The sequence below is a fragment of the Myroides sp. ZB35 genome, from assembly GCF_001865835.1.
Lineage (GTDB): Bacteria > Bacteroidota > Bacteroidia > Flavobacteriales > Flavobacteriaceae > Flavobacterium > Flavobacterium odoratimimum.
In genome coordinates, this window is the sequence record NZ_CP017769.1 from 2,193,399 (window position 1) to 2,209,817 (window position 16,419).

Sequence of the window (16,419 nt, forward strand, 5' to 3'; positions counted from 1 at the left end):
TCAATATATTGATAACGCTTTTTTTATGTCTTTTTTTAGATGAAAATTACTTCTTAATCTTTTCGAAATAAGTAATCAAGTCTATCAACCTAGAAGAATAACCGATTTCGTTGTCATACCATCCTACTACTTTTACCATTTTGTCTAAGACAGAAGTGAGTTGAGAGTCGAATAGACACGAGTTTGTATTCCCTAAGATATCTACAGAGACTATAGGATCTGTAGTATAGGCTAAGATTCCTTTTAACTCTCCTTCTGCTGCTTTTTTGAATGCAGCATTGATTTCCTCTATTTCTACTTTTCTTTTGACGATACAGGTTATGTCTGTCAATGATCCATCCGGTACAGGTACGCGTATACCACCCCCACCAATATTGCCTTCGTATTCAGGAAATATTTTAGTCAGTGCCTTCGCTGCTCCTGTAGTAGTAGGGACTATAGACTGAGCAGCCCCTCTAGCTCTTCTCAGATCTTTATGAGGTTGATCATGTAGACTCTGGTCAGTAGTATAAGAGTGTACTGTAGTGATATAAGCATGTTCTATACCACATAGTTCTTTAATTACTTTGACCATAGGAGCAGCATTGTTAGTCGTACAGCTCGCATTAGATATGATAAGTTCCTCTCCTGTCAAGATATTGTGATTTACACCGAGTACGATAGTCTTGATAACATTGTCTTCTGGTGGTACAGATAAGATGACACGTTTAGCTCCTTGCTGGATATGTTGCTCTAATAGGGGATAGGTTTTTCTACGTCCAGTAGCTTCTATGACATAGTCTATATCTAACGTTTTCCAGTCTAGACCAGATATCTCACTTTCTCTAAAGAATGCTATTTTCTTACCAGCTACGATGATATGGTCCTTGTCATAACTTACATCTTTATTCAGTATACCATGTATACTGTCATATTTTAGTAGATGTGACATAGTCTGCGTATCAGCCAGATCATTTATAGCGACTACCTCTATGGTAGGATGATCTAAAAGGAGTTTAAAAAGGTTGCGGCCTATACGACCAAAACCATTTATTGCTATTTTTATTTTACTCATAAGTGTAAAAAGAAGAAGGTCGCGAAGAACGCGACCTTATTTATATTATAAAAGGTGTTTTTGCGCTCGGTAAGATGAGCGAACTAAGGCACCACTTTCTACGTGTCTGAATCCTAATTCTAGCCCTATCTTTTCGTATTTCTCGAATTGCTCAGGAGTGATAAACTCCTTCACAGGTAAGTGCTTTTTACTAGGCTGTAGATACTGTCCGATAGTTAATACGTCAAGGTTAACAGCTCTTAGATCATGCATAGTTTGGATTACTTCTTCTTCCGTTTCTCCTAGTCCTAGCATGATACCAGATTTAGTTCTATTCACTCCTTTTTCTTTTAAGTATCTCAGTACTTCTAGGCTTCGATCATATTTAGCCTGAATACGTACCTCACGAGTCAGTCTTCTAACCGTCTCCATATTGTGAGAGACAATCTCTGGAGCTACTTCTATGATTCTATCTATATTTCTCTCTATTCCTTGGAAGTCTGGTATCAGGGTTTCCATTGTAGTACCAGGGCTGATTCTTCTCACTGCTTGTACAGTTTCTGCCCAGATAATAGATCCTCCATCTTTAATGTCATCTCTATCCACACTAGTGATTACAGCGTGTTTGATAGACATTAATTTGATCGAGCGCGCTACTTTCTCTGGTTCATCCCAGTCCACCGTCTCAGGACGTCCTGTCTTTACACCACAGAATCCACAAGAACGCGTACAGATATTTCCTAATATCATAAATGTAGCAGTTCCTTCTCCCCAGCATTCTCCCATATTAGGACAACTACCTGAAGTACAGATTGTGTTCAGTTTATATTTATCTACTAAACCTCTAAGTTCAGTGTACTTCTTTCCAGTGGGAAGTTTTACACGAAGCCACTTTGGTTTAGCTTTAGGTTCTATATTTGAGTCTAAGATTGTATCCATAGTATGAGTTTATGAAAGTACAAATATACTTAATCTTAAGAGTTATACATTATTAATATATGCTAAAAGTTATCATGTTGTCACTGATTCATAATCTGTGACTTTACACTAGTGTATTTCTGTTCGCTATGTCCTTCTGTGTATGTGAAGAATCCCACCGTACACATTTGTTCTCATTGTCTTTCTCAGCTTTCGAAGAATCCATCCTACACATCCGCTCTTATTGTCCTTCTGAGTCTGCGAAGAACCCCATCCGATACATCTGATCCCGATGTCATTTGGCTTGCACTTTCTAGGGGTTTGCTAGGAGTATCCTTGGGGTTTGCTTGCCTAGAAGGCCATTTTGTCGAAGGAATGTGCAAGAATACCCCTAGCAATGTGCTAGTATAGTAAGACGAAATAGAAAAATTAGCTAGTGAGGGCTATAAGGTGATGATGAGTATTTACTAACAGTAGTTTTATTGGCGAAAATAACAAACTTTAAGACAAAAAAAATAAAAGTAGTGTTTGTATAATTTTGGCTGTTATTCCTTTGAAAAATAACAAGACAGGCTAGAATATGATAGCCGTAGAGTTTCTTTATTTTTTAAACAGTCTACGAAAAGGTTAGGAGATATTTTTTGGATTGATAAAAAAAGTAATGTTTTTTTGTATTAAGAGCAAGGAGTTTAAGGAACAATTCTATTTTATTGTTAAATGTGAATTATTTAAAATAAAAAGTTTATTGCTGATGTAAATTTAGTTATTTTTAAAAAATGCAGTATAAATTTGTGTAAAATGCGGAGAAAATATATATTCGCTATTATTTATTTTACAACATAATGGAAGATCAAATTAGAGAGACACCTGCAGACAAGTGGATTGCAAAACCCATGAGTAGATTCATGAGCAAATCTACATCTGGTGGGGTAGTATTATTTTTAGCTGCTGTATTTGCTATTTTTATGGCAAATTCACAATGGGCAGATGCTTACATGAGTTTTTGGGATGATAACCATATTGGGTTTTCATTAAATGATATGACTTTAAACCACTCTTTAAAACATTGGGTGAATGATGGTCTGATGGCTATTTTCTTCTTTGTGGTTGGTTTAGAATTAAAACGTGAGTTAACTACTGGAGAATTATCATCACCTAAGAAGGCGATGTTACCTATTATCGCTGCTATCGGTGGTATGGCTGTACCAGCTCTAGTATATATTGTGTTTAACGGAGGTACTGATGCAGCACATGGATGGGGAATCCCGATGGCTACAGATATTGCCTTTGCATTAGGAGTATTATATTTATTAGGTGATAAAGTGCCTACTTCGTTAAAAGTGTTTTTGACAGCGTTAGCGATTGCAGATGATTTAGGAGCAGTATTAGTTATCGCAATGTTCTATACAAGTGATTTATCTTTAGCTAATCTAGGTATGGGATTAGGATTCTTCGGATTATTAGTAATCAGTAATCTAGTGGGAATTAGAAACACGATATACTACGCGATCATCGGTATCGGTGGAGTGTGGTTATGCTTCTTATTATCAGGAGTACACGCTACTATCGCAGCAGTATTAGCGGCATTCGCTATACCGAGTACAGCGAGAGTACACGAGTCATACTTCGTAGCAAAATTAAACAAGTTAAGAGACCGTTTCAGTAAAATAGATCCAGACGATAAGATTCCTAATCTTACAGGAGATCAGATGGAATGTGTCCATGATATTAAAGATTTGGCTACAGATGCGTTACCAGCATCTATTCGTTTAGAGCACAGCATGCATAATTTCGTAGCATTCTTTGTGATGCCTGTGTTTGCGTTAGCTAATGCAGCTATTCCGATTAGTATCGGAGATGGTGGATTAAGTGCTGTGACATTAGGAGTAGCATTCGGTTTATTAGTAGGAAAAGTGTTAGGAGTATCAGGACTAACAGCGTTATTAATCAAACTTAAAGTAGTAGCAATGCCTAAGGGGATGACGTATCTTAATTTATTAGGATTAGGATTCTTAGCTGCTATTGGGTTCACGATGTCGTTATTCGTTACTGAATTAGCATTTGATATCAATCTGCATCCAGAGTTCCCAGATCAAGCAAAATTAGGTATTCTAATTGCTTCAGGACTTGGTGGTATCATAGGATATGTACTACTATTTATGTGTGGTAAGAAAACGGGAGTTCAAGAAGAAGCCTAGTGATGATACTATAAAGATATATGGCTCTGTAAATTTAGTTTTACAGAGCTTTTTTTATTAATTAAAATGTAGTAGATGGTACTTAACAAATACTATATTTGCAACTTAATTCAAAACAGATATACAGAGTTACATGATTACAGTTAACGATATTTCAGTTCAGTTTGGTGGTACTACTTTATTTAGTGGTGTCAATTTTTCAATCAATGAAAACGACAAGATTGCCTTAATGGGAAAAAATGGGGCAGGAAAATCTACTTTATTAAAGATAGTAGCAGGAGCGAATAAACCTTCTACAGGGAATATCTCAGCACCAAAAGATGCTGTTATTGCTTATCTTCCACAGCATTTATTGACTGAAGATAACTGTACTGTAATGGAAGAAGCGTCTAAGGCGTATGCAAGTATCTTCTCTATGAAGAAAGAGATAGATGATATCAATGAGCAACTGACAGTGCGTACTGACTATGAGAGTGATGCTTATATGAAGCTAATCGAGCGTGTATCTGAGTTAAGTGAGAAGTTCTATTCTATCGAAGAGGTGAACTATGAGGCAGAGGTAGAGAAGATATTAAAAGGATTAGGTTTTACTAGAGAAGACTTTAATAGACCTACATCAGAGTTTAGTGGTGGATGGAGAATGCGTATCGAGTTGGCAAAAATCTTATTACAAAAACCAGATTTGATTTTATTAGATGAGCCTACGAACCATATGGATATCGAAAGTATCGAGTGGTTAGAAGACTTCTTAATCAACCAAGCTAAGGCGGTGATGGTTATCTCTCACGACCGTGCATTCGTAGATAATATTACCAATCGTACGATTGAAGTAACGATGGGTAAAATCTATGATTATAAAGCGAAGTATTCTGATTACTTAGTATTGCGTCAAGATAGACGTGCTCATCAGCTAAAAGCGTATGAGGAGCAACAAAAGATGATCGCAGAGACAACAGAGTTTATTGAACGTTTTAAAGGAACGTATTCTAAGACTTTACAAGTACAGTCTCGTGTAAAGATGCTTGAGAAACTTGAAATCATCGAAGTGGACGAAATTGATAATTCTGCACTTCGTTTGAAGTTTCCACCAGCAGCACGTTCAGGACAGTATCCTGTGGTAGTAAAAGAGATGTCAAAGTCTTATGGAGATCACGTTGTATTTAAAGATGCAAATATTGTAATAGAGAGAGGCCAGAAGGTTTCGTTTGTAGGAAAGAATGGTGAGGGTAAATCTACTATGATTAAAGCGATCATGAAAGAAATAGATTTTCAAGGTGAAGCTGAGATTGGACATAATGTACAGATTGGTTACTTCGCACAGAATCAAGCTTCTTTATTAGATGAAGATTTGACTATTTTCGAAACAGTAGATAGAATAGCAGAAGGAGATATCAGAACACAGATAAAAAATATCTTAGGAGCATTTATGTTCTCTGGTGATGATATTCATAAAAAAGTAAAAGTGTTATCAGGAGGAGAGAAAACTCGTTTAGCGATGGTGAAACTTCTGTTAGAACCTTATAATGTATTGATTCTGGATGAGCCAACGAACCACTTAGATATGAAAACGAAAGATATCATTAAAGAAGCTTTGCGCGACTTCGAAGGAACCGTGATTTTAGTGTCTCACGACCGTGATTTCTTAGATGGTCTTGCAGAGAAGGTATTTGAGTTTGGAAATAAACGAGTGAAAGAACACTTCGAAGATATCAAAGGATTCTTAGCACATAAGAAAATGGAGAACTTAAGAGAAATCGAAAAATAAAATCGTAAAAGAGCAGTCAGTAAGGATTGCTCTTTTTTTTGTACTCTAAAGTTTAGTTTGTGGATATTGATAGAGTGGCATATGTTTTGAGTTTTATTATTTTGATAAAATAGTTGTATTCTACATAGATACATAGTTTTAGATATAAGTAATGGGTTGATTACTACAGTGATGAGGTCAGTATTTTATATAGGGTCTCTGATGCAGATGTTTTATTCAATAAATAAGACTGCTATATAGTGTACAGCTTATTGCTAAAAAGAGCGTTTAATCATTTTTAATTGTATTAAAAAAGTTTAAATTTATAGGTAATTTTACGTAAAATATAATATTAGGAGTATAGTCTCTATATTTGCAATATATAAATAGAAAGTATGTTCATGAAGCGATTAGATTTAAGGGATTATTTCTCTGTAGTAGGAGGAGTATTATTCTTTATAGGTATGTCTAGTTCTGTGTATGCACAGGAGAGTCTGTCATTTACAGATGCGTATAATAAGATGTATCAAGATAATAGTCTTATTAAGGCAGTAGAGAAACAGGAAGAAGTACACCATTATAAATGGCAAGCTACTAAGGGGCTACGCTATCCTTCTGTGCGTGCTTTCGGAGGAGGACTATATCTTAGCAAATCGTTAGGAGTAGATCTAAATGGGTTGAAAAATGGAATAGGAGATTTTATTCATTTACCTAATCCAGATGTCTTAGGTAACTGGTCTAAGTCATTTAATAAAAAAGATATGGTTTTCGGTGGTTTTATGGCTACTTGGCCTCTTTATACAGGAGGAAAGATTAACGCAGCTATAAAGGCACATGAGATAGAGAGTAAAATAGGAGAGAAAGATTTAGAAAAAACGAAGAATAAGTTAATCACTGAATTAGCACAACGTTATTATTCAGTGAAGTTAGCTGAAGAAGCTGTGGCTGTAAGAAGAACAGTCTTAGAGGGGATGAATAAACATCTACACGATGCGACTAAGCTAGAGGAACACGGTATGATAGCAGCTGTAGAAAAGATGAGTGCTGATGTGGCTGTATCAGAAGCTAATAGACAGCTAGATGGAGCGCTAAAAGATGCTAAATTAGCAAGGTTAGCCTTAGCAAATACATTAGAAGTAGATGAAGTTACAGCTACGTTAGATAGTGATTTCTTTTCGATACCTCAGTTAGAGAACGTTGACTTCTTTCAAGGTTCTGCTGTAGAAAATTATCCAGAACTACAAAAATTAGTATTGCAAAAAGAGCTAGCTGATCAAGGGGTAAAAGTAAAGCAATCTGCTAATTATCCAACAGTATTTGGATTCGGACAAACAATATTAGCACATAATAACCCTATCTTAATAGGAGAGAAAGATAGTAAGCCGTGGGTAGTAGGGATAGGTGTTAGTTATACGTTATTCGAAGGATTTAAAAACAAGAATGAGATTAAAGCTGCTAAAGCAACTAGAGAAAGCGTAGAATTATTCGAAACAAAAGCGAAGAGTGATGTGAAGATGCTAGTAGCTAAGCTGTATCAAGATATTCAAAAACAAGAAGATCAGATTAAGAATCTTAATGTACAAGAGAAATTAGCAGTGGAGTATCTACGTGTTAGAACTAAAGCATTCTCAGAAGGTTTTGCAACATCAACAGAGGTAGTGGATGCTGAGATGAATTTGTCAGGAGTAAGATTAATGAAACTACAAGCCAATTATAATTATGCTATAGGGGTGGCATCCCTTTTCGAAGTAGCAGGATTAAGTTATGATTTTTTACAATACACAAAATAATATAAGCTTTAAAAGATGAAAAATAAAGTTGTAAGTGCAATGGTTGCTATCGTTATAGTGCTTTTAATTTTAATTATATCACTATGGTATATGAGTGCACCATCAGAATCCTATATTCAAGGACAGGTAGATGCTACACAGATTAATGTGGCTTCTAAGATACCTGGACGTGTAGAAGATATTTTAGTAAAGGAGGGACAACAAGTTAAAGCTGGGGAGTTATTATTAAAAATAAGCACTCCTGAGATAGATGCTAAACTACTACAGGCGGAATCAGCTAAACAGGCTGCACAAGCTATGGATGCTAAAGCTAATAAAGGAGCAAGAGGTGAAGAAGTCTCTGCGACTTATAATATGTGGCAACAAGCAAAAGCTGGAGCAGAGTTAGCAGAGAAGACTTATAATCGTGTAGAGAATTTATATAAAGAGAAAGTAGTACCAGCTCAAAAAAGAGATGAGGCATATACACAGTTTAAGGCTTCACAAGAAGTAGAGAAAGCGGCTTATGCTAAGTATCAAATGGTACAAAAAGGAGCTCGTGTAGAGGATAAAGCTGCAGCATTAGCTATGGTAGGACAAGCACAAGGTGCTGTAAATGAAGTAATGTCTCTGAAAGGGGAAGGTGATGTAAAAGCTCCACAACAAGGAGAAGTATTGACTATCATGCCTAATAAAGGGGAAATAGTGAATTCTGGTTATCCTGTGGTCAATCTAGTAGATTTGTCAGATGTATGGGTATATTTCAATATCAAAGAAAATCTAATGCCTAAGTTTAAGATGGCAAGTAAGTTTATGGCTAAGTTTCCTGCTTTAGGGGATGAGATGGTAGAGCTAGAAGTACAGTATATCGCTGCTCAAGGAGACTATGCTACATGGACGGCTACGAAAACAAAAGGTGATTTTGATATGAAGACATTCTTAATTAAAGCTTACCCAACTAAGAAGGTAGAAGGTCTTAGACCAGGTATGAGTGCTTTAGTATTAGAAAGTAGTTTGAAATAAAGGGTGTAATGACTAAAACAGGTTTTTTATCTATATTTATTAGTGAATGTAAAAGGATGTTTACATCACCGCGGTTGCTTGTCTTGATGATAGGCGTGCCTGTGATGCTATTCTATTTTTATTCGTCACTGCTGAGTCAGGGGATTTCACGAGATCTCCCTGTTACGTTACTAGATTTAGATAAAAGTAAATTGTCTCGTCAGTTAGGACGTATGATCGATGCTACAGCTAGTATGGACATTGCTTATGAAGTAAGTGATGAGCTAGAAGGTCAACAGACAATTAGAAGAGGAGATTCGTTTGCTCTAATTATAATACCAAAGAATTTTCAGAAAAATGCTCAGAAAGGTGTTTATACTAATGTAGTGTGTTACTACAATGGGCAGTATTTACTACCGGCAGGATTAATACAAAGAGATTTCCAGATGGTAGCAGGTAATCTAGCTGCAGGGGCAAAGATCATGAGTTTACAACAGAGTGGACTGATGGCAGAACAGGCTGTGGCTACTGTAGTGCCTACAGGTACTAATAGCCATGTGCTGTATAATCCTTATACAAGTTATGGGTATTATCTGACACTTGCTTTTATGCCAATGTCATTTCAGATTATTATTATGGTCATCTCTATCTATGTTTTTGGATCTGTGTTGAGATATAATAAAGGGAAACAATTATTAGAACAGAGTAATGATAAAGTATTCGTAGCTGTGATAAGTAGAATATTACCTTATACGTTACTGTTCTGTTTAATGGGGTTCATGATGAATAGTTTACTTTATTACCGAATTGGAGTTCCTTTTAAAGGAAATATCTTCGTTATAAATTTATTCTTTTGTTCTTTCGTAGTGGTATGTCAGAGTATGGCTTTCTTTATGGCTTCTATTATGTCTAGCCTTAGAACAGCATTGACTATAGGAGGGTCTTATGCAGCTCTAGCCTTTTCTTTTGCAGGATATACGTTTCCTCCAGAAGGGATGAGTGCATTCATAAGAGGGTTTAATTATATTTTTCCATTCCACTCTTATATGCGTTTTACAGTTGATTATGCTATTAAAGGATTTCAATATAATAATACACAACAGAATTACATCATAACGCTAGCTATATTTGTATGCGTAGGATTGTTGTGTATTCCGTTGTACTATAAAAAATTGAAGAAAGGAGGATACGATGTTTAAAGGTCTAATAGCTAACTTCGCTTTAATTACAGAAGCGTGTAAACGAGAGTTTAAACTAATCTTTTCGGATTCGGCTGTAGTGATGTCCTATATGCTATCTTTTATGTTAGTAGGATTCTTCTATTCTTATGTCTACTCACATGAGAACTTTGATGACTTACCTGTAGCAATTGTAGATCACGATCAGGCTAAGTTAGGGCAGCAGGTTAGTAGAATGATAGATGCTACACATCAGTTAAAGGTAGTATATCATACAAGTGATTTTGATGCAGCTAAGGAAGTATATGATAAAGGTGAAATTAGAGGTATTATAATGATACCAAAAGATTTTACTCGTGATATGCAAAAGGGAGAAGTCCCTTCTATCTCAGTATATGCAGATGCGTCTTATATGCTCTATTATAAGCAAACTATAGGAGCTGTGATGGTCTCTATGGGAACGTTCAATGCGCAAGTAGAAGTGAACAAGGCAATGGCTAAAAGCACACCAATGGATCAGGCTATTGCTACTAGACGTCCATTTAATGTCACAGCTGTACCTCTTTATAATATTAATGTTGGATATGCTACATTCGTTATCCCAGTAGTGTTTATTATTGCATTACAGACATTACAGTTAACAGGTATGGGGATTATGGGGGGGACACTTCGTCAGAATGGGATGTTTGCTCAGGTCTTTTCTTATGCTGAAAAAAGACGTTTTAGCAATGTCTTTTTAACTTTAGGAAGAGCCTTGACTTATTTGATTATATCAATGATATTACTTTTAGTAGGAGTGCTTATTATCATGCATGTTTATAATTTGCCCCAACGAGGAAATATATTTGAGATTATGATCTTTTTGATTCCTGTTATCTTGTCTATTACCTTTATGGGAATGACTTTAGTAAACTTCTTTAAGAGAAGAGAAGAGGCAATTATGAGTGTTACAGTATTCTCTATTCCAGCTCTAATGCTTAGTGGTACTTCATGGCCTACAATAGCCTTTCCTGCTTGGATAAAAGGTGTTTCTGTATTGGTACCAAGTACGTTAGGAGTAAAAGGATTTATATCTCTTACACAGTTCGGAGCATCACTGACAGAAATTAGCGATGTCTTTATTAAAATGTGGGGTATTTGTATTTTTTATTTTATCTTTGCGGTCTGGACCAACAGAAGGTTAAGACAAACGAAAACAACTAATTCAATATAGCTTTAGAGCTAATAAAATTAAAAAAGCAGAAGTATTTACTTCTGCTTTTTTTGTTCAGATATAAAGGGAAAATTTAATTCTTAATAGATAGTTTGTATATGCCTGATTCATTTTTGTCATTATCAGGATCTTCACATAGTAAGAACTCTAAGTTTTTTCCTTCTTGACTATATAAGGTTAATCCTTCGAATTTATGTGTGTTACTTATGGTTAGTGTCTTTTCTACTTTTAGTTTTTTGGTATCTATACGGCCTAGTATAGTTCCTTTTATTTCTCCATCAGCATAGGTTGATTGACCATCTTCTGCAGCAGCTAAGAAGTATATCTTGTCTTCTACTTTAATAGCGTCTGTAAAGCTAGTCTGTACTTTATTAAGTTTTGGTAATTTCATAGGAGTATAAGTGATTTGAAAATCATTTAGAATGTTGTTACCCTTTACAACGAATACTCCATTAGCACCTTTAGGTCCATTTCCTCGATTAAAAAAATACCATAGATCATTGTCAAAAATTACCCCTTCTATATTAAAGTCAGCATCACTTAGATTAGCAAAACTCTTCATAGAATCATATAGTATGTCTAGTTCGTTTTCTGAAAGGACTTCGTGTGTCAGTCCGTTTACTTCTACTAAGTTTATTCTATTCGGTTTAGAGCCAGAACCAAAAATATAGTAGTTTAACCCATCTGTAGTGATTGCTTCATAATCAGGTTTAATAGCTTTCTCTATATTCTCTTGACTTAGATTATCACTTGATAAAGACGTTTTATAAAGATGATTATTCTGTAAACTATAGTGATAGAAGTAAGTAGAATTGTCAGAAATGATATGGAGTTGGTTGTCATCATACACTAAGCCAGATGCAGCTCCAATGCCTAATATCTGGAAAAGTAGTTCTAGTGCAATTTGTTTCATAGAATAAATGTTATGTAAAAGCGGAGTAAATTAAAATAAAATAGTAATTTAAGCTTAAAAATTTCTGAGAATGAATATAGAAGAAAAATATAGAATAGACAATAAAGTTGAGCTAGAAAAATTATCAACTGTACCAGATTTAAATCTATCTATGACCAAGGCATTTCGAAAAGTGGAAAAACTGAGTCGTAACTTAGGTAAATTTCAGGATGTGATGTATGCTCATAATCGTTATAGTGTACTTATCTGTATACAAGGAATGGATACAGCTGGGAAGGACAGTTTAATTAGAGAAGTTTTTAAGGCTTTTAACGCTAGAGGGGTAGTGGTGCAAAGTTTTAAGAAACCTACGTCTTATGAACTAGAGCATGATTATATCTGGAGGCATTATGTGACCTTGCCTGAGAGAGGAAAGTTTACTGTGTTTAATCGTAGTCATTATGAGAATGTATTGATTTCTAGAGTTCACCCACAAGTAGTTTTAAATGAAAGAATACCTGGTATTAATAAAGCAGAAGATATAACAGATGAGTTTTGGGACAAACGTTACGAAGAGATTAATAACTTTGAGAAACATATCAGTAATAATGGAGTAATAGTCTTGAAGTTCTTTTTGCACCTAAGTAAGAAGGAGCAGAAGAAAAGAATATTACGTCGATTAGAAAAAGAGAAACACAATTGGAAGTTTGAACCTAGTGATATTAAAGAAAGAGAGTACTGGGATGACTATCAAAAGTATTATGAAGAGGCTATTAATAGGACTTCTACAGCAGAATGTCCATGGTATGTATTACCTGCTGATGATAAGGCTTATTGTCGTTATGTGTTTGCTAAAATACTAGAAGAAGTATTTAGTAAATATGACGATATCAAATTGCCTAAACTAGACCCTGAGATTCAAAAGGATCTGGATATGTATATTGAGAAATTAAAGAATGAAGAGTAAGATAATGATAAAGCCAATTCAATTATTGAATTGGCTTTATTGTTCAGTTATGTTTCTATTTCTATTTCTTTTTGCTTTTCTTTTTTAAAGAAAATCCGTAGGCTACACGGACAGCAAGTTGATCAGTGTTATAATCATTGTAATTTTCATAACGAAGACTTACATCTACATAGCGATTAGCAAAACCAATAGAGGGTGACCAAATAAAGGTATTTCCCATTCCTGAGTGCGTACCAATACCTACTCCTAATTCTCCCATAGCATAGATGTTTTTGTTTAAAAACTGTTTAAATCCTGCTTTTATTGGAACTAATCCTAAATCTCCTTCATCTCCATTAAATAAATGAGTATAACCTGAAGTTAAAGTAAACGAGGTTTTTTGACTAACGTCATATTGGATTCTTGCATCTACACCAAGTGCGGCATCATATTTAGAATCTAAAGGCATACCTCCGTTTAGACCAAAACCTACTCTAAATCCCTGAGGGTAATAAGGCTTGTCTTTCTTTTGAGCTGCAGCTGGCATTGCAACTAAAATAGCACTTAGTGCTAACACTGTAAGTGAAATTTTTTTAGTGAGTTTAATCATGAGGATTGTGTCTTTATTTTGTTGTTTGAGAAAAATATACTGCAATAAACTTGCCGTTTGAGAATATGTTTTTGTTTATTCGTGTAATTAAGAGAGTGAGTTTCCGTATACAGTAGTTATATTTGCACAAAATTTTTGTCAATGAATTTATCAGTATACTATAAAGAATTTGGGTATAATATACGTTTAGCTTATCCTATTATATTAGCAATGCTTGGTCATACAATTGTGGGGGTGATTGATAATATTATGGTGGGGAAAATCGGAGCTACAGAATTAGCAGCAGCTTCTTTAGCAAATAGTTTTGTTTTTATAGCAGTGGCTTTAGGTGTCGGATTTTCAACAGCTTTGACTCCATTAGTAGCTCATAGTGATGCAGAAAAAGATGTAGAAGGTGGAAGAAGTATTTTTATTAATGGGCTGGCATTATGTACTATTTTAGGAGTAGTGTTATTTAGTATTATCTTTTTTGCAAAGCCTCTATTAATGCACATGGGGCAGCCAGAGGAGGTAACGATCCTTGCTAAACCATTCTTAGATATTGTAGCTTTATCTTTGATTCCATTAGTAATGTATCAATCTTATAAGCAGTTTGCAGATGGTAAATCACAGACAAAAAATTCTATGTATGCAACGATAATTGCAAACTTAACTAATATAGTATTTAACTATTTGTTGATATATGGTGTGTGGATTTTCCCCGAATTGGGTATGCTAGGGGCAGCTTATGGTACACTTATTTCGCGTATTGTGATGATTATTTATATGCATTTCGCTTTGAAGAGACAAGAGATGTTTAAGTCTTTCTTATCACATATTAAGTTTCATGAAATCAAAAAGGAGATGTTACTGAAAATTACAAAAATTGGAGTTCCTTCAGGAATGATGAGTTTCTTTGAAGTAGCACTTTTTGTTGGAGCAGTATGGTTATCTGGAATGATAGGTACAGAGGCACAGGCCGCTAATCAGATCGCATTGAGTATGTCTTCGATGACTTTTATGTTTGCAAGTGGGCTAAGCGTAGCTGCGATGATTAGAGTAGGGAATCAAAGAGGATTAAAGGATTATGTGAAGTTAAGAGTAGTAGCGAGGTCTATTATCTTAATGGCAGTTATTATTTATACAGGCTTTGCAATTCTTTTTGTTTTATTCCATCAGTATATTCCAATGTTGTTTTTAGATAATAATGACATCGAAAATGCGGTAATGAATCAAGAAGTGATTAAATTAGCAGGCACGTTATTACTTGTAGCGGCAGTATTCCAAATATCAGATTGTATACAAGTAGTAACATTAGGAGCACTTAGAGGACTTCAAGATGTAAATATGCCTATGGGAATTACTTTTGTATCTTATTGGATTATTGGTTTTCCTATATCTATTTACCTTGGATTGTATACTAGTGTAGGAGCAGCTGGGATATGGATAGGTTTATTAGCAGGATTAACTACTGCTGCAATATGTCTATACTGGCGTTTTCATAAATTGTCAAACAGATTAATAAATAATAATTAGAATTAATATGGAGTTACCAAAATTCGTACTAGCTGATAATACTGAGTATCCAGAGGATATTTTTATTATACATTTAGAATTCCCTAGATTTATCATCAACTTAAATACTGATGAGGTAGAGTTCTTAGAAACAATAGAAGAGTCTGAAGAAGCTGAGATAGAAGCTGAGATGGAAGGATTGATCGTAAAAGCTGGTGAGTTTTACGAAAGAGAGATGGAGCGTTACGTAGATGACGAGGAACTAGACGAAGAAGATTAATATAGAACAAGCTAAATAGTTCAATACTATTTAGCTTGTGAGTTAAAATATAGATCTAAGATTTTATGAGCAGCTGCGAAAGGTGATAATTCACTGTTTTGCACTGCTTTTTTGTTTTCAGTAAGCATTGCTTTTATTTCTGGGTGATTGTAGAAGTTCATTAATATGTTTTCGTTTATAGTCTCCATCATCCAATATTGGTTTTGTTCTTGACGTCTGTTGTCGAAATAACCATTTTCTTTGGTCAATGTGGTGTATTGAGTGATGATGTCCCAAATTTCTTTTATTCCTGTGTTTTCAATAGCACTACAGGTACTTACTTTTGGTGTCCATCCAGAAGGCTTCTTAGGGAAAAGATGTAAGGCTCTATTGTAATCAAGTTTAGCCATATGAGCTCTTTTTATATTTTCACCATCTGCTTTATTGATAATAACAGCATCCGCCATTTCCATAATCCCTCTTTTGATTCCCTGAAGTTCATCACCAGCACCAGCTAGATTAAGTAATAAGAAGAAGTCTACCATACTCTGTACCGCAGTTTCGCTTTGTCCAACCCCCACTGTCTCTACTAGTATAGTGTCAAAACCGCAAGCTTCGCATAAGATTATACTTTCTCTTGTTTTTCTAGCTACACCACCCAAGCTGTCTCCAGAAGCTGATGGGCGTATAAAAGCATTCTCTTCTCGGACTAGTTCTTCCATACGTGTCTTATCTCCTAAGATACTTCCCTTAGTGATACTGCTACTAGGATCAATAGCTAATACAGCTACTTTTTTACCCATTTTAGTCAGTAAGAGACCGAAGGCTTCTATGAATGTACTTTTCCCAACTCCAGGTACACCTGTTATACCAATGCGGACAGATTTATTAGCATAAGGAAGACATCCTTGTACTATTTCGTCTGCTTGTGCGTGATGCAGTGGATTTAAACTCTCAATAAGTGTGATACCTTGACTTAAGGCTACTTTATCATTGTTAATGATTCTCTGAATAATTTCAACAGTAGATATCTTCTGTCTGCGTCTAGCTTGAAACTTAGCTATAGCATCTTGATCCGTAGTATTAGGTTGTTCAATACCTTCGTTTTCAGTTAACGCTGATTTATTATAATTATGCTGTGACATTTTTAAGAATCTATTGGG

14 protein-coding genes are annotated in these 16,419 nt (G+C 35.1%); 9 read left to right on the forward strand and 5 right to left on the reverse strand.

The window, feature by feature from the left end:
• Window positions 1-46: 46 nt before the first annotated feature.
• Both gap and lipA read right to left on the reverse strand, forming a co-directional pair.
• Window positions 47-1,054, reverse strand: coding sequence for a type I glyceraldehyde-3-phosphate dehydrogenase (gene gap, locus BK054_RS09935; protein WP_006256992.1), 1,008 nt, complete (start codon window positions 1,052-1,054; stop codon window positions 47-49).
• 45 nt (window positions 1,055-1,099) lie between these two features.
• Entirely contained in the window at window positions 1,100-1,972 is an 873-nt protein-coding gene (lipA, locus tag BK054_RS09940) for a lipoyl synthase (protein WP_006256991.1), read from the reverse strand.
• Window positions 1,973-2,793: 821 nt separating this feature from the next.
• Between lipA and nhaA the strand changes: the two genes are divergently transcribed.
• From nhaA to BK054_RS09970, 6 genes are all read left to right on the forward strand, one after another.
• Window positions 2,794-4,149: a Na+/H+ antiporter NhaA gene (gene nhaA / locus BK054_RS09945; protein ID WP_006256990.1), complete on the forward strand. Its 1,356-nt coding sequence runs from the start codon at window positions 2,794-2,796 to the stop codon at window positions 4,147-4,149.
• Window positions 4,150-4,282: 133 nt separating this feature from the next.
• Window positions 4,283-5,914, forward strand: coding sequence for an ABC-F family ATP-binding cassette domain-containing protein (locus BK054_RS09950; RefSeq protein ID WP_006256989.1), 1,632 nt, complete (start codon window positions 4,283-4,285; stop codon window positions 5,912-5,914).
• A 380-nt stretch (window positions 5,915-6,294) separates the two neighbouring features.
• Window positions 6,295-7,683, forward strand: a complete 1,389-nt coding sequence (locus BK054_RS09955) for a TolC family protein (protein WP_230486141.1) — start codon at window positions 6,295-6,297, stop codon at window positions 7,681-7,683.
• 15 nt (window positions 7,684-7,698) lie between these two features.
• Complete coding sequence (locus tag BK054_RS09960; protein ID WP_006256987.1) at window positions 7,699-8,685, forward strand: HlyD family secretion protein; 987 nt, start codon at window positions 7,699-7,701, stop codon at window positions 8,683-8,685.
• Window positions 8,686-8,741: 56 nt separating this feature from the next.
• Entirely contained in the window at window positions 8,742-9,863 is a 1,122-nt protein-coding gene (locus tag BK054_RS09965) for an ABC transporter permease (protein ID WP_230486142.1), read from the forward strand.
• Window positions 9,856-11,055: an ABC transporter permease gene (locus BK054_RS09970; RefSeq protein WP_006256985.1), complete on the forward strand. Its 1,200-nt coding sequence runs from the start codon at window positions 9,856-9,858 to the stop codon at window positions 11,053-11,055. The genes BK054_RS09965 and BK054_RS09970 overlap by 8 nt, the downstream gene beginning before the upstream one ends.
• Before the next feature lie 73 nt (window positions 11,056-11,128).
• On the opposite strand, the gene BK054_RS09975 is transcribed toward BK054_RS09970, so the two are convergent.
• Window positions 11,129-11,968 carry a DUF6929 family protein gene (locus tag BK054_RS09975; RefSeq protein WP_006256984.1) on the reverse strand — a complete coding sequence of 280 codons (840 nt, stop codon included), beginning with the start codon at window positions 11,966-11,968 and terminating at the stop codon, window positions 11,129-11,131.
• 70 nt (window positions 11,969-12,038) lie between these two features.
• On the opposite strand from BK054_RS09975, the gene BK054_RS09980 reads away from it, so the two are divergent.
• The gene (locus BK054_RS09980) at window positions 12,039-12,914 is read left to right on the forward strand and encodes a PPK2 family polyphosphate kinase (RefSeq protein WP_006256983.1); all 876 of its coding nucleotides are present in this window, start codon (window positions 12,039-12,041) and stop codon (window positions 12,912-12,914) included.
• Between the two features lie 61 nt (window positions 12,915-12,975).
• Here BK054_RS09980 and BK054_RS09985 read toward each other — a convergent pair whose 3' ends face one another.
• On the reverse strand, window positions 12,976-13,503 hold the full coding sequence (locus BK054_RS09985) for a hypothetical protein (RefSeq protein WP_006256982.1): 528 nt from the start codon (window positions 13,501-13,503) through the stop codon (window positions 12,976-12,978).
• A 141-nt stretch (window positions 13,504-13,644) separates the two neighbouring features.
• On the opposite strand from BK054_RS09985, the gene BK054_RS09990 reads away from it, so the two are divergent.
• Together BK054_RS09990 and BK054_RS09995 are read left to right on the forward strand one after the other, a co-directional pair.
• A complete protein-coding gene (locus BK054_RS09990) occupies window positions 13,645-15,018 on the forward strand; it encodes an MATE family efflux transporter (protein ID WP_006256981.1) in 1,374 nt (457 codons plus the stop codon).
• A 7-nt stretch (window positions 15,019-15,025) separates the two neighbouring features.
• Window positions 15,026-15,277 carry a hypothetical protein gene (locus BK054_RS09995; protein WP_006256980.1) on the forward strand — a complete coding sequence of 84 codons (252 nt, stop codon included), beginning with the start codon at window positions 15,026-15,028 and terminating at the stop codon, window positions 15,275-15,277.
• A gap of 26 nt (window positions 15,278-15,303) precedes the next feature.
• On the opposite strand, the gene meaB is transcribed toward BK054_RS09995, so the two are convergent.
• The gene (gene meaB / locus BK054_RS10000; protein ID WP_006256979.1) at window positions 15,304-16,401 is read right to left on the reverse strand and encodes a methylmalonyl Co-A mutase-associated GTPase MeaB; all 1,098 of its coding nucleotides are present in this window, start codon (window positions 16,399-16,401) and stop codon (window positions 15,304-15,306) included.
• Window positions 16,402-16,419 lie beyond the last annotated feature (18 nt).